21 protein-coding genes are annotated in these 22,171 nt (G+C 65.8%); 15 read left to right on the top strand and 6 right to left on the bottom strand.

The window, feature by feature from the left end; all coding sequences use genetic code 11:
* Window positions 1–32: 32 nt before the first annotated feature.
* Entirely contained in the window at window positions 33–458 is a 426-nt protein-coding gene (locus AB1411_11430; GenBank protein ID MEW6544210.1) for a hypothetical protein, read from the bottom strand.
* 175 nt (window positions 459–633) lie between these two features.
* Between AB1411_11430 and AB1411_11435 the strand changes: the two genes are divergently transcribed.
* Window positions 634–1,614 (top strand): PKD domain-containing protein, encoded by a 981-nt coding sequence (locus AB1411_11435; protein ID MEW6544211.1) that lies wholly within the window; start codon window positions 634–636, stop codon window positions 1,612–1,614.
* A gap of 82 nt (window positions 1,615–1,696) precedes the next feature.
* Here the strand turns inward: AB1411_11435 and AB1411_11440 are convergent, their stop codons facing one another.
* Window positions 1,697–2,332 carry a peroxiredoxin gene (locus AB1411_11440; GenBank protein ID MEW6544212.1) on the bottom strand — a complete coding sequence of 212 codons (636 nt, stop codon included), beginning with the start codon at window positions 2,330–2,332 and terminating at the stop codon, window positions 1,697–1,699.
* A gap of 215 nt (window positions 2,333–2,547) precedes the next feature.
* Here AB1411_11440 and AB1411_11445 point away from each other — a divergent pair, with 215 nt between their 5' ends.
* On the top strand, window positions 2,548–3,012 hold the full coding sequence (locus AB1411_11445; protein MEW6544213.1) for a hypothetical protein: 465 nt from the start codon (window positions 2,548–2,550) through the stop codon (window positions 3,010–3,012).
* A 129-nt stretch (window positions 3,013–3,141) separates the two neighbouring features.
* Window positions 3,142–3,585 carry a hypothetical protein gene (locus tag AB1411_11450; protein ID MEW6544214.1) on the top strand — a complete coding sequence of 148 codons (444 nt, stop codon included), beginning with the start codon at window positions 3,142–3,144 and terminating at the stop codon, window positions 3,583–3,585.
* Between the two features lie 7 nt (window positions 3,586–3,592).
* Here the strand turns inward: AB1411_11450 and AB1411_11455 are convergent, their stop codons facing one another.
* Entirely contained in the window at window positions 3,593–4,258 is a 666-nt protein-coding gene (locus AB1411_11455; GenBank protein MEW6544215.1) for a S16 family serine protease, read from the bottom strand.
* Between the two features lie 112 nt (window positions 4,259–4,370).
* Here AB1411_11455 and AB1411_11460 point away from each other — a divergent pair, with 112 nt between their 5' ends.
* The 6 genes from AB1411_11460 (at window position 4,371) to AB1411_11485 (ending at window position 10,634) form a co-directional block, all read left to right on the top strand.
* Entirely contained in the window at window positions 4,371–5,459 is a 1,089-nt protein-coding gene (locus AB1411_11460) for a pentapeptide repeat-containing protein (protein ID MEW6544216.1), read from the top strand.
* 93 nt (window positions 5,460–5,552) lie between these two features.
* Complete coding sequence (locus tag AB1411_11465; protein MEW6544217.1) at window positions 5,553–6,314, top strand: segregation/condensation protein A; 762 nt, start codon at window positions 5,553–5,555, stop codon at window positions 6,312–6,314.
* A 22-nt stretch (window positions 6,315–6,336) separates the two neighbouring features.
* Entirely contained in the window at window positions 6,337–7,113 is a 777-nt protein-coding gene (gene scpB, locus AB1411_11470; GenBank protein ID MEW6544218.1) for an SMC-Scp complex subunit ScpB, read from the top strand.
* Between the two features lie 74 nt (window positions 7,114–7,187).
* Window positions 7,188–10,028, top strand: a complete 2,841-nt coding sequence (locus AB1411_11475) for an FAD-binding and (Fe-S)-binding domain-containing protein (GenBank protein ID MEW6544219.1) — start codon at window positions 7,188–7,190, stop codon at window positions 10,026–10,028.
* Complete coding sequence (locus AB1411_11480) at window positions 10,025–10,258, top strand: hypothetical protein (GenBank protein ID MEW6544220.1); 234 nt, start codon at window positions 10,025–10,027, stop codon at window positions 10,256–10,258. The genes AB1411_11475 and AB1411_11480 overlap by 4 nt, the downstream gene beginning before the upstream one ends.
* Before the next feature lie 97 nt (window positions 10,259–10,355).
* The gene (locus AB1411_11485; GenBank protein MEW6544221.1) at window positions 10,356–10,634 is read left to right on the top strand and encodes a MoaD/ThiS family protein; all 279 of its coding nucleotides are present in this window, start codon (window positions 10,356–10,358) and stop codon (window positions 10,632–10,634) included.
* Window positions 10,635–10,663: 29 nt separating this feature from the next.
* On the opposite strand, the gene AB1411_11490 is transcribed toward AB1411_11485, so the two are convergent.
* Together AB1411_11490 and dnaE are read right to left on the bottom strand one after the other, a co-directional pair.
* A complete protein-coding gene (locus AB1411_11490) occupies window positions 10,664–11,632 on the bottom strand; it encodes an acetyl-CoA carboxylase carboxyltransferase subunit alpha (protein MEW6544222.1) in 969 nt (322 codons plus the stop codon).
* A 52-nt stretch (window positions 11,633–11,684) separates the two neighbouring features.
* The gene (gene dnaE, locus AB1411_11495) at window positions 11,685–15,140 is read right to left on the bottom strand and encodes a DNA polymerase III subunit alpha (protein MEW6544223.1); all 3,456 of its coding nucleotides are present in this window, start codon (window positions 15,138–15,140) and stop codon (window positions 11,685–11,687) included.
* Between the two features lie 324 nt (window positions 15,141–15,464).
* Here dnaE and AB1411_11500 point away from each other — a divergent pair, with 324 nt between their 5' ends.
* The 6 genes from AB1411_11500 (at window position 15,465) to AB1411_11525 (ending at window position 21,752) form a co-directional block, all read left to right on the top strand.
* Window positions 15,465–15,815, top strand: a complete 351-nt coding sequence (locus tag AB1411_11500; protein MEW6544224.1) for a nucleotidyl transferase AbiEii/AbiGii toxin family protein — start codon at window positions 15,465–15,467, stop codon at window positions 15,813–15,815.
* Between the two features lie 206 nt (window positions 15,816–16,021).
* Window positions 16,022–17,479: a caspase family protein gene (locus tag AB1411_11505; GenBank protein MEW6544225.1), complete on the top strand. Its 1,458-nt coding sequence runs from the start codon at window positions 16,022–16,024 to the stop codon at window positions 17,477–17,479.
* A 129-nt stretch (window positions 17,480–17,608) separates the two neighbouring features.
* Entirely contained in the window at window positions 17,609–19,162 is a 1,554-nt protein-coding gene (gene purH, locus AB1411_11510; protein ID MEW6544226.1) for a bifunctional phosphoribosylaminoimidazolecarboxamide formyltransferase/IMP cyclohydrolase, read from the top strand.
* 139 nt (window positions 19,163–19,301) lie between these two features.
* Window positions 19,302–20,579 carry a phosphoribosylamine--glycine ligase gene (gene purD, locus AB1411_11515; protein ID MEW6544227.1) on the top strand — a complete coding sequence of 426 codons (1,278 nt, stop codon included), beginning with the start codon at window positions 19,302–19,304 and terminating at the stop codon, window positions 20,577–20,579.
* A 21-nt stretch (window positions 20,580–20,600) separates the two neighbouring features.
* Complete coding sequence (locus AB1411_11520; GenBank protein MEW6544228.1) at window positions 20,601–21,257, top strand: L-threonylcarbamoyladenylate synthase; 657 nt, start codon at window positions 20,601–20,603, stop codon at window positions 21,255–21,257.
* 81 nt (window positions 21,258–21,338) lie between these two features.
* A complete protein-coding gene (locus AB1411_11525) occupies window positions 21,339–21,752 on the top strand; it encodes a hypothetical protein (GenBank protein ID MEW6544229.1) in 414 nt (137 codons plus the stop codon).
* A gap of 11 nt (window positions 21,753–21,763) precedes the next feature.
* Here the strand turns inward: AB1411_11525 and AB1411_11530 are convergent, their stop codons facing one another.
* On the bottom strand, window positions 21,764–22,129 hold the full coding sequence (locus tag AB1411_11530) for an FmdB family zinc ribbon protein (protein MEW6544230.1): 366 nt from the start codon (window positions 22,127–22,129) through the stop codon (window positions 21,764–21,766).
* Between the last annotated feature and the right edge of the window lie 42 nt (window positions 22,130–22,171).

The raw sequence follows: 22,171 nt of genomic DNA on the forward strand, positions 1-22,171 counted from the left end.
GAGTTCGGCCGAGGCAAGCAGGCGGGGACCGGTCAAGTCTGCGCGGGAATCGTCATCGGCTCTACGACGATCAGGACGCCGCGCATGATCGGATGGAGCGAACAGTGATAGGGGTACCGGCCGGGAGGGAGACCGGGAAGCGTGAAGCTCCCGTTCGGTGCGACCGATCCGGAGTCGAAGGCGCAGCCGGTTGGCGCTCCGTCCGGATCGTCGATCGAGCAGCCGTCGTGGGTGACCGTATGGTGGGACGCGGTCGGGTTGTCCCAGCGGACCGCCGCGCCGGTGGTGACGGTGGCCGAGGCGGGCATGTAGTAGGGTGATCCGCTGTCGATGATGATCTGGAAGGTCGGGGCCGCCGCAGTCCCCGGTCCCGCCGCCGACCACAGGAGGCCGGCCGCCAGCGCCGGGAGCACCGTAGGAATTCTGCGTTGAAAGCCCTTGGGGGACATCCGGGCCATGGATCGCACCATTCGCTAAGAGCCGCGAACCACCCGAAGGGTTCGCCGTATTGATGTTCATTATACCAAACACCGGGCGGCTTGCGGACTTCCCATCCGGTTCCTGGCAAAGCCCTTTGGGCTCTTGCTATACTCGGCGTCCTGGGCCGGCTGTAGACACTTGGAGGGCAAGATCATGGTCTCTCGGATCCTGCTGGCGAGCTGGTTTCTGAGTTGGCTGTTGCCTGGCTCGTCGGCTCTTGCCTTTCGGATCACGGCGCCGGTCGCGGACTCGACGCTCGCGTCGGGGCAGGAGATTCCCGTTCGCGTCGAGTTGGGCATGGAGATCGGGATCAGCCGGGTGCGGTACTACTGGTACCGGCAGGGCGAGGAGCCGCTCGTGGCCCAACTGGCCCGACCGGCCCTGGAGGCGACGGCCTCCGTGTCGCCTCCTTACGGCGGGACGCTCCGAGTGCCGGCCGAGGCTTTCGGCGTGCTGCGGCTCCTAGCGGTGGGGGAGGTCACCCGCGGCCGGCTGGCGGGCAAGGAAGAGTTCGACGAGGTTCTGGTCCGGGTTGCGCCGCAGGCGGCCCTGACGGGGGTCGAGTTCGAGGTGGAGAAGCCCTGGCGGCTGGAGACCTTGGGAAAGATCCTGGAGGTGCCGGTCGTGGGACAGTTCGCTGATGGGGTGACCCGTCGCATCGGCGGAGCGTCGTCCGGCAGCGTCTACCGGAGCTCGGACGAAGCCGTCGTCGCCGTCGATTCGGACGGCCTGATCCGGGTCGCGGGCAACGGGCGGGCGATCGTGACGGTCGCCAACGGGGGCAAGGAAGGGACGATCTCGGTCGTGGTCAAAGCCGACGGGGAGGACAATCGGGCGCCGATTGCGAGGGCCGGGCCGGATCTGACCGTCAAAGGGGGGACCACCGTCGTGTTGAACGCCCTTCGAAGCTCGGATCCGGATGGCGACCCGCTGCAGTACGAGTGGACGCAGATTCGGGGCAACAAGGTGTCGCTCCTGGACCCGGGCAGTGCCAAGGCCACCTTCGTTGCCCCCGTCGTGTCGGCGCGTCGGCTCTTGCAGTTCCGGCTGCGCGTCACCGATATGAAAGGACCGGACACGGTGAAGGGGGCCGACGGCCTGCCCGCCTACGTCAACGTCTGGGTCGAACCGTAGCCCCCGCCCTCTCCGTTTCCTCCGGCGAGACCGTCAGGGGCCGCAGAGGCGGCCCCTGACGGAGCACGTCGCGGCGATCACGCTACCTGTTCGGTTGCGGCGTATAGCGCAGGTACGGCTTCACCGCTTTGAACCCCTTGGGAAACAGATTCTTGGCGTCGGCGTCGGACACGGCCGGGGTGATGATGCAGTCCTCGCCGTCCTTCCAGTTGGCAGGCGTGGCGACCTTGTAGTTGGCCGTCAACTGGAGGGAGTCGATGACCCGCAGCAGCTCGTCGAAGTTGCGGCCCGTGGAAGCCGGGTAGGTGAGCGTGAGCTTGATCTTTTTGTCGGGGCCGATGACGAACACGGACCGGACCGTCATGTTGTCCAGGGCGTTCGGGTGGATCATGTCATAGAGCGTCGCGACCTTCCGCTCCGGATCCGCAATCAGCGGGTAGTTCACGGTGCAACGCTGGGTTTCGTTGATGTCGTTGATCCAGCCCTTGTGAGCGTCCATGGGATCCACGCTGATCGCGATGACCTTGACGTTGCGCTTCTTGAACTCGGGCATGATCTTGGCTACGGTCCCGAGCTCGGTGGTGCAGACCGGCGTGAAGTCCTTGGGATGCGAGAAGAGGATGCCCCACCCGTTACCCAGCCATTCGTGGAAGTTGATCCTGCCCTCTGTCGTATCCGCCGTGAAATTCGGCGCTTCGTCTCCCAGACGCAAAGCCATGGCACACTCCTTTCGTTGAAGAAGGTTGAGATATGGATGGTGGTCTTGGGCATGGTGTACGATACCGCCAACCGGGGCGGAAGTTCAACGGCGAGATGCCGTCGGACGGCCTGCCGGACGTGACAGGAGGGCGGTTGCACGGAGGGGGGGATTCGTGCTAGATGGGTTCCCCTAGAGTCGTAGTCGGCGCAGTGAGTCGGTCAGAGGAGGAGGCGATGGCGACCAAGCGGAAAAAGGCGAAAAAACCCCGCTCCAAGCCCCGTGTGAAAGCGGCCAAGGCCGCTAAGAAGAAGCGGAAGGTTGCCGCCAAGCGTCCGGCGCGCAGGAAGGCGACGGTCAAGCGGCGCAAGGCCGCGGTCGGCAAGAAGGCCGCTCAAAAGGCCAAGAAGGGGAAGGCTCCGGCAAAGGCGAAGGCCAGAGTCAAGGCGAAGCCCAAAGCCAAGGCCCCGATCGTGCCGGCGGCGCCTCCCAGCGGCGGGCCGGAGGTTTCAAGGCCGGCCATGGAGGAATCCAAGTCTCTGCATGACGAGCTGGCCGAGGACATCGCCTTGCCGGAAGACTTGGAGGAGGACATCCCCGGGGAGGACATGAATCTCGATGATGACGAAGAGGCCGAGCCGGACTACCTCGACCGGCCCGACGACGTGGCCGGGGACAATGACGAGTATCACGGTTCTTGACGCGTGCAGCGCACGACGCCCGTCGCCGACTGATCCTCCTCACCGCTCTGACGACGCTGCCGCCTCCACGGTGCTTGCCCGCGCCCTGGGCGTGGGGTTGTCCGAGGCTGGCGCCGTCGTTTCTCCATCGTGAGCCATTTCCTGTTCGTGGCGGGAGCTCTGAGGGAGCGAAGCTCCCAGGCCAGTGCCGAGCTGCAGCTGTCCCACGGACTCTGGGGGCTGCGCACCGCGCTGATCCGCGACAACCTGAAGACGTACCGCACGGAGCAGTCCTGCGGGCTCGTCTATGTGCTCAAGCTGGGCATCTGCGCCGGTTTCACCATCGTGTCCGACCTCTTGCCGCCGGAGGCCCTGGATGCGTTCGTGCGGGAGGAATTGCGGGCCGAGACGCAGTACGGATTCGTGCGGGTGAGCGTGACGCACACCTGGGCGTCGACCCCGGAGCAGAGCCTCGCCCTCCTGAACCGGATTTTGGAGGTGCCCGATCAGGCGGAGCTGACTCGGCGGCTCACCCTGGGGATGCACCGGCTGACCCAGGACCAGCACCGTGCCCTCGTGCAGGCCTTGGGCTGAGGGGTCGTCAGAATCGCCGGCCGGTCATGACCTCGTAGGCTTCCTCGACCGTTCCCACTTCCCTGATCGTGACGTTGAGCTCCAGCGCCAAGCTCGACAGGCCCCACTGGGGCTCGTAGAACTGTCCGCGGGGAATGAGGATGGTGCGGTACCCTTCGCGGGCCGCCGCGCGCACCTTGTCCGGAATGGCGCCGACGACCCCGATCCGCCCGTCCGACTCGAGCGTGCCGGTCACGGCCACTCCGCGCCGGATCGGGTCGCCCTTCAAGACGGCGATGAATCCGACCGCCATGGCGGCGCCCGCGCTCGGCCCGTCGCTGCTCGTCGGTACGTAGGAGAGACCGTAGATGGTCAGCGTCCCGGTGTGGCGGACGGCGGGCGTCCGGTCCACGGCGTATGTGAAGGCGGCTTGCATGGCGCGCAGGTAGGCGCCGAAGAATTGCACCCGGTTGTTCCCCCATTGGAGATGGATCGGATCCGGGGAGGCCTTCTGGTCCCACTGGAGCAGCATGACTTCGAAGACGCCCCGGTTGTTGGAGGAGATCGCGCCGAGCACGGGGACCTCGACGACCGACTCCGCTCCGGCGGGGCTCGCAACGGACAGCAGGACCAGGAGAATCGAGCCACAGGCCAGGGCCGAGGGGAGCCGCCGTTTGTTGAGCCGGTCCGTCATGGGCATCGGTGCTGCAGAGGCAGTCTAGGAAGATTCCGGAAGGATGTAAAGTCGGGCGTAGGGGCGTGGCGATGACCTTGCCGGAGCCGACCGTTCCGAGTAGAGTGCCGGTATGACGCGGAGCGCTCGGTCCGGCCTGCTGCCGCTCGTCGTCGTACTGCTGTGCAGCGCTCCGCCGTCTCCGCCGGCGCAGGCCGCCTGCACGATTGATCGGACGCCCTCGGACCCGGCGGCTCCGTTCACGCGACATCTGGGGCCGGACTGCAGCGAGCAGGAGCGACAGGCGCAGGCCGTGTCCTCCGCCGATCTTCTCGCGGCGCTGAAGGCGGGGCGAGGCCTCGACCTGACCGGCGTGGTCGTCGCCGGGAACCTGATGCTGGATCAACTGCCTGTGATCCCCGTGAGCCGGGTGGACGGACTGTCGCCCGGCCTTCAGCGGGCCGTCCGGGATCGGGGACTGAAGGAGCTGCGCGTGATCGCCGGACCGGTTTCGATCCGGCGCTCTGTCGTTCGGGGCGCGATCCAAACGAACCTCCAGGACGGTCTCCTGCTGTTCAAGGGGCCGGTCACGATGGCCGGGACGACGTTCGAGCAACCGGTGGACCTCTCGCACTCGGGTTTTCTGGGACCGGTTGACGGATCGGAGGCGGTCTTCCTTCGCCAGAGCTTCTTCCTCAATTCGGTGTTCGCGCAGCCGGTCCGGTTCGAAAAGACGGCTTTCGGGGTCCATGCTCGCTTTCACCGGGCGGTGTTTGAGGAGCCGGTCACCTTTCATCGGGCGGGATTCAACGGACTGGCGGAATTTCTGGAGGTGACGTTCGAGAAGGACGCCCGTTTCTCGCAGACCCACTTCAAGATGGGCACAGGGTTCTCGGGCAGCCAGTTTCGCGGCGCCCTGGATTTTTCCGAAGCCCTCTTCGAACGGGAGGCTTTTTTTCTCTTCACGCGGTTCGAGAAAGACGCCTACTTCCGCCGCGCGACCTTCCGGGCCACCGCGGACTTTTCCGACGCGCGGTTCAACGGGGTGGACGACTTCTCCAAGACCTTCTTCAACGACCAGCCCCGCTTTACGAGGACGAAGGCCAACCGGGAGGGGGCCCCGCCGCTCGGGCTCCAAAACCCTCGGATCTTCTACGGAGTCACGGCGGCGCTGGGGATTTTTACCCTGTTCTTCGTCTGGGCTCTCCGGAAAAGGTCCTAGGCCGAGACCACTATATATAGAATTTTCCTTGCCTTTCTCTACATAAGGTAGTATAAGCGATCAATCGTCTGACCGATACGGCCGGAGGGCCTCGTGGAACAGCTTGAAATTCCGTATCAAGTCCGTCTGCAGCAGTTCGAGGGACCGCTGGACCTGCTGCTGCACCTGATCAAGAAGAACGAGATCAATATTTATGACATCCCGATCGCGTTGATTACGCAGCAGTATCTGGACTACCTCAGCCTGATGAAGTCCCTGAACCTGGCCGTGGCCGGGGAATTCCTGGTGATGGCGGCCACGTTGGTGCAGATCAAATCCCGGATGCTTCTCCCGGCCGATGAGACGGAGACCGACGAGGAAGAGGGACCGGACCCGCGCGAGGAGCTGGTCAGACGGCTGCTGGCCTACAAGCAGTTCAAGGAGGCGGCCAGCCAGCTCGAGCACCAGGAACGGCTCTGGCGGGACGTCTTCGCCCGGGAGCCGCTCCCCGTGGCCGAGGTCAGGTCCGAGGAGGCGCTGATCGAGGAGGTCTCGCTGTTCGACTTGGTGGATGCGCTCCAGTCGGTGCTCCTGCGGGCCCCCGATCCGCGCTTGCTCGAGATCGTTTCGGAGAACCTCACGGTCAAGGACCGGATGAATGCAATCCTGGAGACCCTGGAGAGCAAGGAGTCGGTCACGTTCCCGTCGCTCTTCGAGGGACAGTGCCACCGGCTGCTCATCATCGTGACGTTCCTGGCCCTGCTGGAGCTGACGCGGCTCAGGCTGGTGCGGGTGTTTCAAGCGGAGACCTTCGGTCCGATTCTCGTCTCCCGCGCCTTCATGCTGATGACCGACGAGGACGCGGGGGAGCTGTAAGGAGCCAGGCTTGGAGGAGGCTATGAAGACTACGTCAACGGTGCGTGCCGAGGGAGAAGCAGCGAAGGCGCCGTCGCCATTGGCCTTGTTTGAAGGCGGGCCGGAGACGCAGGAGCCGACCGCTTCGACGGCCGTTTCGTCTGGCGAGGGCGAGCCGGAGGCCCGGCCGGCGGTGGAAGAACGCGAGATGTGCGCGATCCTTGAGGCGCTCTTGTTCGTCTCTCAGGGACCGCTCACGGTCGAACGGATGGCCTCGGTGCTCGAGGGGGTTCCCAAGGCCGAGCTCAGGCAGGCGCTGAAGCGGATGCAGGAGGAGTATGAAGCGGCCGGCCGCAGCCTGCAGCTTGTGGAGATCGCCGGCGGGTTCCAACTGGTGACGCGCCCCGACTATGCGCCGTGGATCAAGCGGCTGGAAAAGGCAAAAGCGGCTCCCAAGCTCTCCCGGTCGGCGATGGAATCGCTGGCGATCATCGCCTACAAGCAGCCGATCGTCCGGTCGGAGATCGAGCATATCCGCGGCGTCGAGACCTCCGGCGTCATTCGGACCCTCCTGGAGCGCAAACTCGTCCGGATCGTCGGCCGGAAGGACGTGCCTGGGCGGCCGATCATGTACGGGACGACCAAGTATTTCCTGCAACATTTCGGGCTCCGGGACCTTTCGGAACTCCCGCCCCTGCGCGAGTTCAAGGAGCTGGGCGAAGCCGAGCAGGCGGAGCTGCCGGTCGGGGAGGACCCCCTGACGATCGGCGCGGATCGCGACGCCGCCGAACCGGAGCCCGAGTCCGTCCACCACGCCTGATCCCCCGGCTGTCCACCTGCCGGTCTCTTTCCGCAACCCTTGTCCTTTCTTCGACTGAATGCCTAGAATGGGCCATGGATCTGCTGCTCCCTGAGAAGAAGCGGGCGGTGGCCGCGGACCTGCGTCGGCGGCTGGGGCCGGACAAGGTCCGAGACGACGGGCCGACCTTGACCGCCTACGCGGTGGACGCGAGCATCTACAAGCTGGTTCCCCAGGCCGTCGTCCTGGCCGAAGGGGAGGCGGACATCGAATCGGTGCTCGACTATGCGGGACGGGCCGGTGTGCCGGTGACCCCGCGGGCCGCGGGGACCAACCTGACCGGCTCGGCGATCGGCTCCGGCGTCATCCTGGACGTGTCCCGCATGAGCCGTATCCTGGAAGTGAACTGGGAAGAGAAGTGGGCGCGCGTGCAGCCGGGCCTCGTGTTCGCCGAGCTGAACCGGCGCTTGGCCCGCCAGGGGCTTCTCTTCGGGCCGGATCCCTCCAGCGGGGACATGTGCAAACTGGGCGGGATGGTCGCGAACAATTCCTCCGGGCCCCACACGCTACGGTACGGGTCCGTCAAGGACAACGTGCTCGGGCTGCGGGTCTGCCTCCATTCCGGCTGGCTGGAGGCCAGGCCGTACCGGCTCGACGATCCGGTCCTGGGGGAGTTGCTGATGCGCCACCCGGCGATCGGAACCGTGCTGGAGCTCGTGAAGACCCATGCCGACCTGATCGCGCGCAGGCGGCCGACCGTCAGCAAGAACAGCAGCGGGTACAACCTGTTCGGCCTCCTCGACGGTCTCGGACAGGGGCTCTGGGATCTCCCCAAACTTTTCGTCGGGAGCGAGGGGACGCTCGGCGTGGTCAGCGAAGCCACCCTCCGGCTGGTGGACCGTCCGACGGCAACCGCCACCGCGCTGCTCCACTTCCGCGACCTGGAAGCGGTGGGCGACGCCGTGCCCGGGCTCCTGGCCCTGGCGCCGAGCGCGCTGGAGGTGCTGGACCGGAACACGCTGGACCTGATCGGCCGGGAACGGCACGGGATCCCGGCCGATGCGGCGGCCACGTTGCTGGTGGAGCTCGACGAGGACGGGGCGGGCGGTGCCATCGGGGAGCGCGTCGCCCGCCTGACGTCGGATTGCAAACGCTACCGTCTGTCGGCCGATCCGGTCCTGGCCCACGAGCCGGAGCGGCGCGAACAGCTCTGGAAGGCGCGCAAGGCGCTCTATCCGACCTTGTACCGGTTCGACGCGCGGAAGAAGCCGATCAACTACGTGGACGACGTGGTCGTCCGGGCCGAGCGGATCGGCGAGTTGATCCGCTACCTGGAGGAGGTCTTTCAAGCCAGACGGGTGCCGGTGGCGGTCTTCGGCCACATCGGGAACGGGAACGCCCACATCGTGCCGTTGCTGGACGTGAACGACCGCGGGGACTTCGCGCGGATGGTGGAATCCTATCGGGAGATCCACGAGACGGTTTTGAGCCGGTTCAACGGCTCGATTTGCGGCGAGCACGGGGACGGGCGCGTGCGCGCGGAACTCGTCCGCCGCATGTTCGGGGAGGAGCTCTACGAGCTGTTCGTGCAGGTCAAGCGGAGCCTGGACCCACAGGGCGTGCTGAACCCCGGCGTGAAGCTCAGCCAGACCTCCTTCACCGAGCACCTCGACTTCGCGCGCCTCTCCAAGCCCTGCGCCACCTGTGCCAAGTGCAACTCCGTTTGCCCCGTGTACGACGTCTTCCAGTCCGAAGACATGAGTTCGCGGGGCTGGTTCGAGATCGTCACCGCCAAGGACTACAGCTACCTCGACTCCAGGCGGGTCGTGGAGGCCTGCCTGAACTGCAAGTCATGCCGCACGATCTGTCCTGCCGGGGTGGACGTGTCGGACCTGATCCTCAAGCGCCGGGCGGAGCATCCCAACCGGCTGGCCGGGCTGATCTTCGCCCTGCACGCCCGTCCCCGGCTGTTCGAGCCCCTGCTCAAGCTGGCCGCTGCGACCCAAGGGATCTGGGACCGTCCGTGGGCGCGTGCGTGGCTGGAGCGGCTCACCCGGCCGCTCCTGCGGCGCCTGGCCGAAACCGCCCGGCTGCCCGGGGACATGATCCTGCCGCGTCTGGCGGTCAAACATCTGCGGGATCGCTATCCGGAGCTGGCCGACGGCAAGGGCGCGGACGGAGCGGGGCGGGTGGCCTATTTTCACGGTTGCGCCGCGAACTATTTCGACGACGGGGTGGGGGACGCGGTCATCGCCGTGCTCCGCCGGCACGGGATCGAGCCGGCTTTGCCGCCGCAACGGTGCTCGGGCACGCCCGTCCAGACTTATGGGTACGAAGCCCTCGCGCGGGACCATGCCCGGTTCAACCTGGCGTCCCTCCGCGGCTACGACACGGTCGTGACCGGCTGCGCCTCCTGCACGCTCATGCTGAAGGACTATGTCCGGCTGTTTGACTCGGGCCCGGAGCGGGAAGCGGCCGAGTCGTTGGCCCGCCGGGTCCAACACATCAGCGAATTTGTCGCCGGGCTGGGCGCCGGCCCGGTCGCAAGGCCGGAGGGGGTTGCGAAGAGGAGACGGATTACCTACCATTCGTCCTGCCACCTGCGGGCCGCCGGCGTGACGAAGCAGCCCCGCCAGGTGCTGGCGGCCTTGCCCGGCGTGGAGTTCGTCGAGATGCAGGATGCGGACCGGTGCGCGGGCGGGGCCGGGACCTACCTGGTCAAGGATTACGACACGGCGCAGCGGATCTTCGAGCGGAAGCGGCGGGCGATTCTGGAGAGCGGGGCCGAGGTGGTGGCGACGAGCTGTCCGGCCTGCATGATCCAACTCACCAACGGACTGAGAGGAGCGGTTCCGGTCAAGCACGTGGCGGAGTTGCTGCACGAGGCCTATCAGGCGGCGGACGAGGGGCACGGACGTCCGGCTTCAGACTCATGACGATCCGGAGGGCGGACTGGCTGTTTGTCCTGGCGGTCGTGGCCGTCGTGCTCTTCGTCTCGCTGCTGCCCTCGCCGCGCGAGAACAACCCGCCGGTTCCGGACACGCCCGAACATCGCGGGGTGGGGGAGAAGCTCTGTTCCCAGTGCCATGCCCCTGGGCAGAGCCGGCCGCTGCCTAGCTGGCATCCCAAGCGGCAGGACTGCTTCCGGTGTCATAAGCAGGGCTAGGGGCAAGAGGCGCGAGGCCAGAGGTGATTGCAAGACACGAGGAATCCTCCCCTTCGCCTCGTGCCCCGCGCCCCGCGCCGTTTTGGGAGGAAGATAAATGGTGACGGTGGTGCTGTTCGGTCAGACGTTGCGGCAGACGGTGGAAGAACCGGAAGTGCAGTGTGAAGTGTCCGGGCCGACGACGGTCCGCGGCCTGCTGGAGGCGCACCAGGACAAGCTGGGCAGCCTGCTCTCGCTCATGAACCGGGGCGAGCTGATGGTGACGGTGAACCGGAAGATCGGGACCCTGGATTCATCGGTCAAGGACGGGGATACGGTGAGGCTGACGCACCAGTTCAATCCGACCTTCGACGGAGCCAGGTGGCACAATCCGTGACGGGAAAAGCTGTCAGCCGGTCGAGTTGATCAAGCGGTCGGCGGCGTGGATTCCGCAACGACGCCCATCGCCCGGTACTTCTGCTGTCGCCTCGCCAGCAGAGCCTCGACCGACAACTCCTCGATCTGATGCAGGTGGGTGGAGAGGGCCTTGGCAACCCGGTCGGCCATGGTTTGCGGATCGCGGTGCGCGCCGCCGACCGGCTCCGGAAGCACCTCGTCAACGACCCCGAGCCGGAGCAGGTCGGGCGCCGTCATCTTCAGCGCCGCGGCCGCGTCCGGGGCCTTGGCCGGGTCGTCCCAGAGGATCGCCGCGCAGCCCTCCGGCGAAATGACGGAATAGACGGAGTGCTCCAGCATGAGCACCCGGTCCGCCACGCCCAGGGCCAGCGCGCCTCCGCTGCCCCCCTCGCCCGTGACGACCGAGACGATCGGCACCGTGAGCCGGGACATGACGAGCAGGTTCCGGGCGATGGCTTCGGCCTGCCCCCGCTCCTCGGCGCCGATGCCGGGGTAGGCGCCCGGCGTGTCGATGAAGGTCAGGATCGGCCGCCCGAATTTCTCCGCCAGCCGCATCAGCCGGAGCGCCTTGCGATAGCCTTCCGGGTTCGGCATCCCGAAGTTGCGCTGCATCCGCTCCTTGAGCGTTTTGCCCTTCTGGTGGCCGAGCACCAGGACCGACCGGCCGTTGAACCGGGCGAACCCGCCGACGATCGCCCGGTCGTCGGCGAAGCCGCGGTCTCCGTGCAGCTCGACGAAATCGCGGCAGAACGCGCCGACGTAGTCGAGGATCGAGGGGCGTTGCGCGTGCCGCGCGATCTGGGTCCGCTGCCAGGCGGTGAGGTTGCCGTAGATCTCGGCCTCCACCTGGGCCAGGCGGGTCTTGAGCTTCCGGATCTCCTCCTGCGCGGACGCGCGCGAAGATCCGGCGCCGGTCAGCTTTTCGATCCGCTCTTCGATCTCCCGGATCGGCTTTTCGAATTCCAGATAGTCGCGCATCTTTTTCTCAGCAAGCAGCGATAGGCTATCAGCTATTCGCTCTCTGCGCTCCTTATAGCAGCGCCACCGTGCCCTTGCCCAGCGCCTCTTCCACCTCGGCCACGAACCCGTCGCTGGGGAGCACCTTCAGATCCGGGAGCGGCGTCGTGTCCGCTTCCAGGTCCGGTGCGAGGCAGAGGGTAAGGTAGATCGGGGCCGGACCCGGATGCCGCCGCAGGATCTGCTGGAGCTGGTCCAGACGGGACGCCGCTTCGGTCGCCTCGCCGATCCGCACGTTCACCTTGCTGACCGACCGGGCCAGCAGGTCCGTGAGGGATTCCAAGCGGAGGCCCTTGAGCCGCGTGCCCTTCTCCGCCCGGTCCACGGTCCCCGTCACCTGCACGACGCTCTCGGGCGCGAGCAGGGCGCCGGCGGTCCGGTAGAGGTCCGGGAACACGATCACCTCCACGAGCCCGTGCGGGTCCTCCACCTGGACGTAGGCCATCCGGTCGCCCTTCTTGGTGGTCATGACCTTGATCGTGGACACGATGCCGCAGAGCTTCACTTCCTTGCCGTCGCCGACCTCGGAGAGGTGCGCGGAGTTCGTGGTCGAGAGCCTTTCGATCGCGGCGGCGAAGCGGGCCAGCGGGTGGGCGGTGATGTAGAAGCCGGTGAGCTCCCGCTCGTGCTTGAGCCGCTGGGTCTGGTCCCACTCGGGGAGATCGGGCAGGGGCGGGTCGATAGTTTCCGCGGCGGCCGCTCCGCCGCCCACCGGGTCCCCGAAGATGCTGGTCTGCCCGTGGGCGCGCTCGCGCTGGACGGCGGCGGCCTCCTCCATGACCCGGTCCAGGACCGCCGCGAGCTGCGCGCGCCGCGCGCCGGAGGAGTCGAACGCGCCGACCTTGATCAGCCCTTCGAGCACGCGCTTGTTGACCTTGTGCAGGTCTATGCGCCGGCAGAAGTCGGAGAAGGATCGGAACCGGCCCCCCTCGTTCCGGGTCGCGATGATGGACTCCACCGCCCCCTCGCCCACGTTCTTGATCGCCGCCAGGCCGAACCGGATGCCCTCGTCCACGACCGTGAAGACCGTGTAACTCTCGTTCACGTCCGGCGGGAGCACGCGGATGCCGAGGTCCCGGCACTCCGTGAAGTAGCCGACCATCTTGTCGGCGTTCCCCATTTCGCTCGTGAGCAGGGCGGCCATGAACTCGGTCGGGTGGTGGGCCTTCAAATAGGCGGTCTGGTACGTGACGAGCGCGTAGGCTGCCGAGTGCGACTTGTTGAAGCCGTAGCCGGCGAAGTAGGCCATCAGGTCGAACAGCTTCTCGGCCTTCTTCTCCGAGAGGTGGTTCTTCTTGGCCCCCTGGATGAAGAGCGCCTTCTGCTTCTCCATCTCCTCCGGCTTCTTCTTCCCCATGGCGCGGCGGAGCAGGTCGGCTTGCCCGAGCGAGAAGCCGGCCAGGCGGTTGGCGATGGCCATGACCTGCTCTTGGTACACGATCACGCCGTAGGTCTCCTTCAGGATCGGCTCCAGCGCCGGCGGGTCGTAGGTGATCTGGGACGGGTCCCGCTTGCGCTTGATGAAGTCCTCCACCATGCCGCTCTCCAACGGGCCGGGCCGGTAGAGGGCCAGGATCGCGATCAGGTCCTCGAAGCACTCCGGCTTGATCCGCACCAGCAGGTTGCGCATGCCGGGGCTTTCCAACTGGAAGATGCCGGTCGTCCGGCCGGAGGCCAGCAGGGCGTAGGTGGCCGGATCGTCCAGCGGGAGCTTCGCGCTGTCCAGCGGCGAAGGCTGCCGCTCGTTGACCAGCCGGACCGCGTGGCTGATCATCGTCAGAGTCTTCAGGCCCAGGAAGTCGAACTTGACGAGCCCGATCTTCTCGACGTCGCCCATCGAGTACTGGGTGACGATTTCGTCGTTGGCCCCCTTGTAGAGCGGCACGTGGTCGGTGAGCGGGGCGTCGGAGATCACGACCCCGGCCGCGTGGGTGGAGGCGTGCCGCGCCAGCCCTTCCAGAGCCTTGGCGGTCTGCATCAGCTCGGCCACCTTGGGATCGGTTTCGGTCAGCTCCCGCAGGCGCGGCTCCTGGAGCAATGCGTCGTCCAGCGTGATGTTGAGCTGGTTGGGCACGAGCTTGGCGACCCGGTCCACGTCCGCGTAGGGGATCTCCATGACGCGCCCCACGTCGCGGATGGCCGCCTTGGCCCCGAGGGTCCCGAACGTGATGATCTGGCAGACGTGGTCCGCCCCGTACTTCTCGATCACGTAGTTGATGACCTCGCCGCGCCGGTCCATGCAGAAGTCCATGTCGATGTCCGGCATCGTGACCCGCTCGGGGTTCAGGAACCGCTCGAACAGGAGGTGATAGCCGAGCGGGTCGATGTCCGTGATCCGGAGCGCGTAGGCGACCAGGCTGCCGGCCGCCGAGCCCCGGCCAGGCCCGACCGGGATGCCGCGGGAGCGGGCGAAGTTGATGATGTCCCAGACGATCAGGAAGTAGCCGGCGTAGCCCATCGTGATGATCACGGTCAGCTCTTCCTTGAGGCGCGCCGCGTAGGCCTCGGGCGGGATCGAGCCGGGCCACTCCTTCAGCCGCTCGGCCAGGCCCCTGGTGGCCAGCTTCTCCAGGTAGCTCTCGCGGGTCTCGCCCTCGGGGACCCGGTACTGGGGGAGGTAGCTCTTGTTGAAGGCTAGGTTGAGGTCGCACTGCTCCGCGATCTTGCAGGTGTTCCGCACCGCCTCCGGCAGCTCCGCGAACTCGGCCACGATCTCCTCGGTGGACTTCACGTAGAGCTGGTCGGTGTCGAAGCGGAGGCGGCCCGGATCGTTGAGCGTCTTGCCGGTCTGGAGGCAGAGCATGATGTCGTGCGGGCGGGCGTCCTCCTTCTTCAGATAGTGGCAGTCGTTGGTCCCGGCGAGGGGGATGCCCAGCTTCTTGTGGATCTCGACCAGGCCTCGGTTGGCGATCTGCTGGTGCTCCAGCCCGTTGGCCTGTACTTCCAGATAGTAGTGGTCCGTGCCGAAGATCTCCCGGTATTCCCCCGCGGCCTTGATGGCCCCGTCCAGATCCTTCTGCCCGATCAGGTAGGGGACCTCTCCGCTGAGGCAGCCGGAGAGGGCGATGAGCCCCTCATGATGTTGCTGGAGCAGCTCCTTGTCCATCCGCGGCTTGTAGTAGAAGCCCTCCAGATAGGCCTTGCTGACCAGCTTGATGAGGTTCTGGTAGCCGGCCAGGTTCGTGGCCAGGAGAATCAGGTGATAGTAGTCGTTGTGGGCGAGATGGCTCTCCTTGCTCTGCCGGTTCCCCGGCGCCAGGTAGGCCTCGCAGCCGATGATCGGCTTGACCCCGCCAGCCTTGGCCTTCTGGTAGAACTCCACCGCTCCGAACATGTTGCCGTGGTCGGTGATGGCCACCGCCGGTTGGCCGAAGGCCTTGACCTGCTTGACGAGCGGGTCGATCTGGTTCGCCCCGTCGAGCAGGCTGTACTGGGTATGGAGGTGGAGGTGGACGAATTGGGCAGGCACGGGGGGAACCTCGACGGGGGAATTGTAATCGGAGGGGGGAAAGAAGTCAATGAAAGAGGTCCCGGCTGACGAACGGCGCCCGCGTCGGGTACCCGTTGCTCTTGATTGCAACGGGTGAACGGACGTGATGCGTCGGCCAGGCTGGTTTTCTCAGCCTTGCCGTTGGCCGCTCGCCTCATCGGATTTAGAAGAACGGCTCGCGGCACTCACATGCTCTCAACGTGCAGGTTCCCGCCGTGCCGCACGCCTCAGCGGGCATCCGTTCCATCCGGGTCAGCGCCTTGCTTTTCCTGGGGAAGCGGCCTAGACTTCGCTCATTAAGCGGTGGACCAACTTGCGGAGGCCGAGCGGCTGTTGGAGCGAAAATTTAGGATTGAGCCGTTCCCCCATGGTCTCAACGTGTCCGCTCCCGGATCGGACTTGCGCGTCCAGATTCAGACTGATCCCCGGTATCTTTCGTTCGTGGGTCGGGCGACGGTCAAGAATGTGTTGGGTCTGAGTCTGCCCGTGGCAAGTCCGGAAGACGTGCTGCAAGGCAAGCTGTGGGCGGTGGTGGACTCCGAGCGACAGCCGAGCAAGCGGCAGAAGGATCAGGCCGACATCGCGCGGCTGCTGGAAGCCTACCCTGAGTTGCGAAAACGGGTTCCCTCTGAGGTACTGGCTCGGCTGGTATGACCTGTGTTTGCTTTTCTCTCGACGAGTGTAGATTCCCACGCCCTACCGGGCGTGGCACTCTCAGAATTCAAGCTGCGCTTGTCCGGCGGCAAACCCGCCGGACCTTGCTCACACCCCCGTCCTTCCAGACGGGGACCTCTCGCTGGATTAGACTTCACCCATCCTTTCTCGCATTTGTCCATCCTTCCGTACGACAGGTGCCAAATATGACTCGCCGCACACTCCGCAAAGCGCTTGCCCTGGTATTGCAGACCAGTCTGGTGGTAATGCTCTCTGGTTGTGTGATGCCTCCTGAACGTCGAGACCCGTTTGTCACGTTAGCTAAGGCTGACACTTCCTATAGAAATCTGACGCTTGGGCTGGTTTTCTCGGACAACACGAAAAACGCCATCCAGTATGCGCACAAGTTGTATTCTGGAGGCTTGAAAAACTGGGTTGCCCCCATCGCCGAGAATACATTCCAAGACATCGCCGCTGTTTTCCAGAGGAATTTCAAGACGGCTATCAAGATCGAAAGGGCCGAGGATGCAAGAACCGTCGGCGCTGACTTGGTAGCTATCCTTGACATTTACGCGAAATTTCCGAATTCAAACTTTGAGGGCGCAACAATTGATGTGAACACCATGTTTTTGAAATCTGACAATGAGCAAATCGATTTGATTCGTGTCAAAGGGGTTGCCTCTCTTTCTCTTGACATGGGCATGGCCATTCAAAACGCTACGGATGAAGTGGTCAACAAATTGGAATCCGCCCTGCGTGGATCGGTAAAGTTGGCTGAATTAAACACGGCCAAGGCCGAATTTATGATCGCTGAGCGGCCAGCTACTCCGCCTGGTCCGGCGATCCCGGACAGCGATGTCGATCATGTGCGCGCAGTAAAGGTGTCCGCAAAAAAGTCCGCATATGCCGTAGTGGTCGGCATCGAGCAGTATCGGGAGAAGCTTCCGAAGGCGGACTTTGCGGATCGGGATGCAACCCTCATGGGCGAGTATCTGACCAGGGTTCTGGGGTATCCGGAAGAAAACGTGATCGTGCGTGTTAACGCCAAGGCCGCCAAGACGGATTTGGAAAAATACTTCGAAGGGTGGTTGCCGAACAACGTGGAGAACGACAGCTCGGTCTTCATCTATTATTCCGGGCATGGCGCGCCGAACCCAAAGACCGGCGAGGCGTACCTCGTGCCCTACGACGGCGATCCGACCTTTGTGGAGAAGACCGGTTATCCGCTCAAACGGCTTTATGCGGCGCTCGACAAGTTGCCCGCCAAGGACGTGACGGTCGTGCTGGATTCCTGTTTCTCCGGAGCAGGCGGACGGTCGGTCCTTGCACAAGGGGCCAAGCCGATGGTGCTCTCCGTGGAGAATGCCATCGTGGCCGGCGGAAAGACCGTGGTCTTGTCCGCCAGCGCCGGGGATCAGATTTCCAGTGCCTACTCGGAGAAGGGCCACGGGCTCCTGACCTATTTTTTCCTCAAGGGTCTGCAGGGGGAGGGCGATCTCAACAAGGACGGCACCATCGACCTAGCCGAGCTCTACGAGTACGTGAAGCCGCGGGTCCAGAAGGTCGCCCGCAAGCAGTTCAACAACGAGCAGACGCCGCAATTGCTGGCGAGTCCCGATCTTCTCCGCAAGGGCGTCGGCCGTCTGGTCGAGCGCGCGCAATAGTTGCTCCGCTCCCTCTCAGGCCCCTGATCTCGCCTTGAAACTTCCGGAAGGCATCTGCTATTCTGGCACGCAGTTTTTCTCGCTGATGGCTGACGGCTGTTGGCTATTAGCTTCTTCGAAGGAGCAGTCATGGCTGCGATCAAGCGGGCGTTGATCAGCGTGTCGGACAAGACCGGCGTCGTCGAGATGGCCAAGGGGCTGGCGGCTCTGGGTGCCGAGATCCTCTCGACCGGGGGCACGGCGAAGGCGCTGCGGGACGCGGGCGTAGCCGTCACCGACGTGGCCGCCTATACCGGCTCGCCGGAAATCCTGGATGGCCGCGTGAAGACGCTCCATCCCAAGATCCACGGAGGCCTGCTGGGGCGCCGCAAGGACCCCAAGCACGCGGCCGAGATGCAGCAGCAGGGGATCGGACCGATCGACGTCGTGGTGGTGAACCTCTATCCCTTCGAAGCCGCGATCGCCAAGCCGGACTGTACCTTCGACCATGCCATCGAGAACATCGACATCGGCGGGCCCTCGATGCTCCGCTCCGCCGCCAAGAACCATGAGGACGTGCTCGTCGTCGTAGACCCGGCGGACTATACGAAGGTGCTGGACGCCCTGAAGGCCGGGTCGGTCACGCCGGCGCTGCGGCGGGAGCTGGCGGCCAAAGTCTTCCAGCACACGGCCCGGTATGACAGCCTGATCGCCGGCTATCTGGAGAAGCAGGCCGCGGGCGAGTCGGCCAAGTTTCCCGCGATCCTCTCGCTCCAGTACGAACGGGTGGAGATGCTGCGCTACGGGGAAAACCCGCACCAGCAGGGGGCCTTCTACCGGGAGCTGGGCGCGAAGGAGCCTTCCGTCGCACGGGCCAAGGTGCTGCACGGCAAGGCGATGTCCTACAACAATTATTTGGACGCCAACTCCGCGCTCGAGCTGGCCAAGGAGTTCGACGGGACGGCGGCCGTGATCGTCAAGCACAACAATCCTTGCGGGGTGGCTCTGGGAGCCAGTCCGGTCGAAGCCTACGTGAAGGCCCGTGAGACCGATCCAGTGTCGGCTTTCGGCGGCGTCATCGCCTTCAACCAGCCGGTGGACCTAGCCGCGGCCAAGGAGATCACCTCGACCTTCGTGGAGGTGGTCGTGGCGCCCGGTTATGCGGAGGACGCGCTGGCCGAGCTCAAGCGCAAGAAGGACCTGCGGCTGTTGGACATCGGGCCCCTGACGCTGACCGTCCGCGACGGGCTGGATCTCAAGAAGCTGGTCGGAGGGCTCATCGTGCAGGACCGGGACTTTGGGACCCTGGGCGACCTGCACGCGCTCAAGGTGCCGACCAAGCGCCAGCCGACGGAGGAAGAGTATGCGGTCTGCGCCTTCGCCTGGAAGGTCTGCAAGCACGTGAAGTCCAACGCGATCGTCTATGCCCGGCCCGGCCAGACGGTCGGGATCGGCGCCGGGCAGATGAGCCGGGTGGATTCGGTCAAGCTGGCCGGGATGAAGGCGGTGCTGCCGGTGAAAGGCTGCGTGATGGCCTCGGACGCCTTCTTCCCGTTCCGGGACGGGGTGGACGCGGCGGCGCAGGCGGGGATCACGGCCGTGATCCAACCGGGCGGCTCGATCCGGGACCAGGAGGTGATCGCGGCAGCGGACGAGCATGGGCTGGCGATGATCTTGACCGGCATGCGGCATTTCCGCCATTAAACGGCCGTGACACGTGAAGCGTGATGCGTGATCAGGTCGGGCCCTTCTCCGGAAGCTTCTTCTCTGCATATTCCGACCACTCATCGCTGATCCTCCTCTCGCCACCCATTACCCATCACCCATCACCCAAGGCCTACCTGTGAAAGTGCTGGTGATCGGCAGCGGGGGACGCGAGCACGCCCTCGCGTGGAAGATCGCGCAGAGCCCGCGCGTCTCCCGGGTCTATTGCGCCCCGGGCAACGCCGGCATCGAGCAGACGGCCCGCTGCGTCCCCATCGCCGCCGAGGACATCGCCGGGCTGAAGACCTTCGCGATCCGGGAGGGGATTGACCTGACCGTCGTGGGGCCGGAGGCGCCTCTGGCGCGGGGCATTGCGGACGAATTCCGAAAGGAACGGTTGAAGATTTTCGGACCGACGAAGGGGGCGGCGCAGATCGAGTCCAGCAAGACCTTCGCCAAGCACCTCATGGTCCGCCACAAGATTCCGACGGCGACCGCCAGAACCTTCGACGCCCTCGAGCCGGCGCTGGACTATCTGGACGGGCATCCCTTGCCGGTCGTCGTGAAGGCGGACGGGCTGGCCCAGGGCAAGGGGGTGGTGGTGGCCGCGACGAGGGAACAGGCCCGCCAGGCTGCGACCGACATGCTGGAGAAACAGGCGTTCGGCCAGGCCGGGCTGCGGGTCGTGGTGGAGGAGTTTCTCGACGGCGAGGAGCTGACCGTGATGGCCTTTACGGACGGGAAGGCGGTCGTGCCGATGGTCGGCGCCCAGGACCACAAGCGGATCAACGACGGCGACCAGGGCCCCAACACGGGCGGCATGGGCGCCTATGCCCCGGCGCCGCTGGCCTCGCCAGCCTTGCAGGCGGCCGTGGTCCAGACCGTGCTGCGTCCCATCGTGAGCGCCCTGTCCCAGGTGGGAAGCCCCTACTACGGGGTCCTGTACGTGGGCCTGATGGTCGTGCGCGGGACGCCCTACGTGCTGGAGTTCAACGCCCGGTTCGGCGATCCGGAGACGCAGGTCGTCCTGCCGCTGCTCAAGACCGACCTCGTGGAGGTCATGATGGCGGTGGTCGAGCACCGGCTGGATCAGATCGAAGTCGAGTGGCACGACCAGGCGGCGGTCTGCGTGGTCCTGACGTCCGGCGGCTATCCCGGCTCCTACGCCACCGGCCTGCCGATCACCGGGCTCGCGGAGGCCCAGGCGGTGCCGGGCGTCACGGTCTTCCACGCTGGCACGAAGCGACAGGACCGCGACGTCGTGACCGCCGGCGGGCGGGTCTTGGGCGTGACCGGCGTCGGTCCCCGGCTCACGGTCGCGCGCGAACGGGCCTACCGGGCCGCCCGGACGATCGCCTTTTCAGGCTGCCACATGCGAACCGACATCGCGGCCCGCGCGCTGAAAGCCGGAGCCTGAGGCGGTCGGGATCGAGGTCCCGTGGCGCGGACGCTGCAACTCACGGATTCAGCCGGCGACCCGGTCGTCCCCGTGCTGGAACAGGCAGCCGACCTGGTGCGGCGCGGCGGCGTGCTGGCCATGCCGACCGAGACCTTCTACGGGCTGGGGGCCGATCCGGCGAACGCGACCGCGGTCCGACGCGTGGCGGCGATGAAGGGACGGGCGGACGGGCCGCCGATCCTGGTTCTCATCGCGGACATTGCGATCCTGTCCTCGTTCGTGCCCACGGTGCCCTCCAGTGCCAAGCTGCTCATGGACCGGTTCTGGCCCGGCCCGCTCACGCTGGTGTTGCCGGCCCGCTACACCCTGCCGGTTGCCTTGACCGGCGGGACCGGCACGATCGGGATCAGGCAGCCGGCCTCGGCCCTGCTCCGTGAGCTGCTGCTGCGGACCGGGCCCTTGACGGGAACCAGCGCGAACAAGACCGGTCAGCCCCCGGCCAGGACGGCCGGGGAAGTCGAGGCCATCCTGGGGCGGGACGTGGATCTGATCCTCGACGGCGGGCCGACGGCCGGGGAGGCCCCGTCCACGGTGGTGGACGCCACCGGCCCGATTCGGTTGCTCCGGGAAGGGATGATCAAGCGGGATCGCCTCGCAACGGCCCTCGGGGAAGCCGGGCTGAGGCTGGAGCCCTGAGGACGTCGCGCGAGGGAGCCTCGGCCCATCGGGAGCCAAGAGGACCGCTCGCACCGATCACCAACAAGAAGGGGGGAGCCAATGGAGCGAAAGCTGAGGGGCGCAGCGAGGCCGGGCCTTGCCTGGCTGTTGGGGATGGCCTTCATCCTGAGCGGGTGTGATTACTGGCCGCCGGCCCTGCAGGCCCAGATCGAGCAGTTGCGGACCGAAGTGCAGACGGCGACGGCCGAGCGGGCCTCGATGGAAAATCAGCTCCGGGAGACGATGAAGGCGAAGGAGGAGCTGCAGGCCCGCGTGGATGAGCTCGCCCGACTGAACCAGGAACTGATTGCCCGAGCGACCGGACTGGAGCAGGAGCTGGCGGCTGAGCGGGCCAAGACGGCCAAGTTGGGGAAGCCCTCGGTGAAGGCCGGCGCCAAACCGGCCCAGAAAAAGGCCGCGCCCAAGAAGCAGCCGCGCAAGACGACGAAGAAGAAGACGACGAAGGCGACGTGAGGCGATCCGCGTTACGTGGACTTGGCGGGTGGGGAGGAGGCCGTCCCGGAGGAAGAAGCCGCCGTGCCTGAGCCGGTCCCTGCGGACGGTGAGGCCGGCGCGCTCGGGGCGGTGGCCGGGGCGGAAGCCGGTTCCTTCTTCTCGGCCTGGCCGTTGGCTGGCTTTCCGCTCGCCTCGGCCTGACCGGTCGGCTTCAGCTTGTCGGAATAGTCGGTGACGTACCAGCCGCTTCCCTTGAACATGATGGCGGGCGGCGAGATCACCTTGCTGACCGGTTGGCCGCACCGGGCGCAACTGGAGACCGGCGGGTCGCTGATCTTCTGCCTCACCTCGAACCGGTGCCGGCAGCTCTGACAGAGATATTCGTAGATCGGCACGAATTCACCTCATCATCCGGTCGGTGACGGACCAGCCGGCAC

It is taken from the genome of Nitrospirota bacterium (genome assembly GCA_040757595.1).
Classification (GTDB): domain Bacteria; phylum Nitrospirota; class Nitrospiria; order Nitrospirales; family Nitrospiraceae; genus JBFLWP01.

Excerpts from the sequence above, each read along its gene's own strand:
- AB1411_11455 (MEW6544215.1), bottom strand. The coding sequence starts at position 4,258 with ATGACGGACCGGCTCAACAAACGGCGGCTCCCCTCGGCCCTGGCCTGT.
- AB1411_11480 (MEW6544220.1), top strand. The coding sequence starts at position 10,025 with ATGACGATCCGGAGGGCGGACTGGCTGTTTGTCCTGGCGGTCGTGGCC.
- AB1411_11505 (MEW6544225.1), top strand. The coding sequence starts at position 16,022 with ATGACTCGCCGCACACTCCGCAAAGCGCTTGCCCTGGTATTGCAGACC.
- AB1411_11475 (MEW6544219.1), top strand. The coding sequence starts at position 7,188 with ATGGATCTGCTGCTCCCTGAGAAGAAGCGGGCGGTGGCCGCGGACCTG.
- AB1411_11485 (MEW6544221.1), top strand. The coding sequence starts at position 10,356 with ATGGTGACGGTGGTGCTGTTCGGTCAGACGTTGCGGCAGACGGTGGAA.
- AB1411_11430 (MEW6544210.1), bottom strand. The coding sequence starts at position 458 with ATGGCCCGGATGTCCCCCAAGGGCTTTCAACGCAGAATTCCTACGGTG.
- purH (MEW6544226.1), top strand. The coding sequence starts at position 17,609 with ATGGCTGCGATCAAGCGGGCGTTGATCAGCGTGTCGGACAAGACCGGC.
- AB1411_11435 (MEW6544211.1), top strand. The coding sequence starts at position 634 with ATGGTCTCTCGGATCCTGCTGGCGAGCTGGTTTCTGAGTTGGCTGTTG.
- AB1411_11440 (MEW6544212.1), bottom strand. The coding sequence starts at position 2,332 with ATGGCTTTGCGTCTGGGAGACGAAGCGCCGAATTTCACGGCGGATACG.
- AB1411_11445 (MEW6544213.1), top strand. The coding sequence starts at position 2,548 with ATGGCGACCAAGCGGAAAAAGGCGAAAAAACCCCGCTCCAAGCCCCGT.
- AB1411_11490 (MEW6544222.1), bottom strand. The coding sequence starts at position 11,632 with ATGCGCGACTATCTGGAATTCGAAAAGCCGATCCGGGAGATCGAAGAG.
- AB1411_11460 (MEW6544216.1), top strand. The coding sequence starts at position 4,371 with ATGACGCGGAGCGCTCGGTCCGGCCTGCTGCCGCTCGTCGTCGTACTG.
- AB1411_11525 (MEW6544229.1), top strand. The coding sequence starts at position 21,339 with ATGGAGCGAAAGCTGAGGGGCGCAGCGAGGCCGGGCCTTGCCTGGCTG.
- scpB (MEW6544218.1), top strand. The coding sequence starts at position 6,337 with ATGAAGACTACGTCAACGGTGCGTGCCGAGGGAGAAGCAGCGAAGGCG.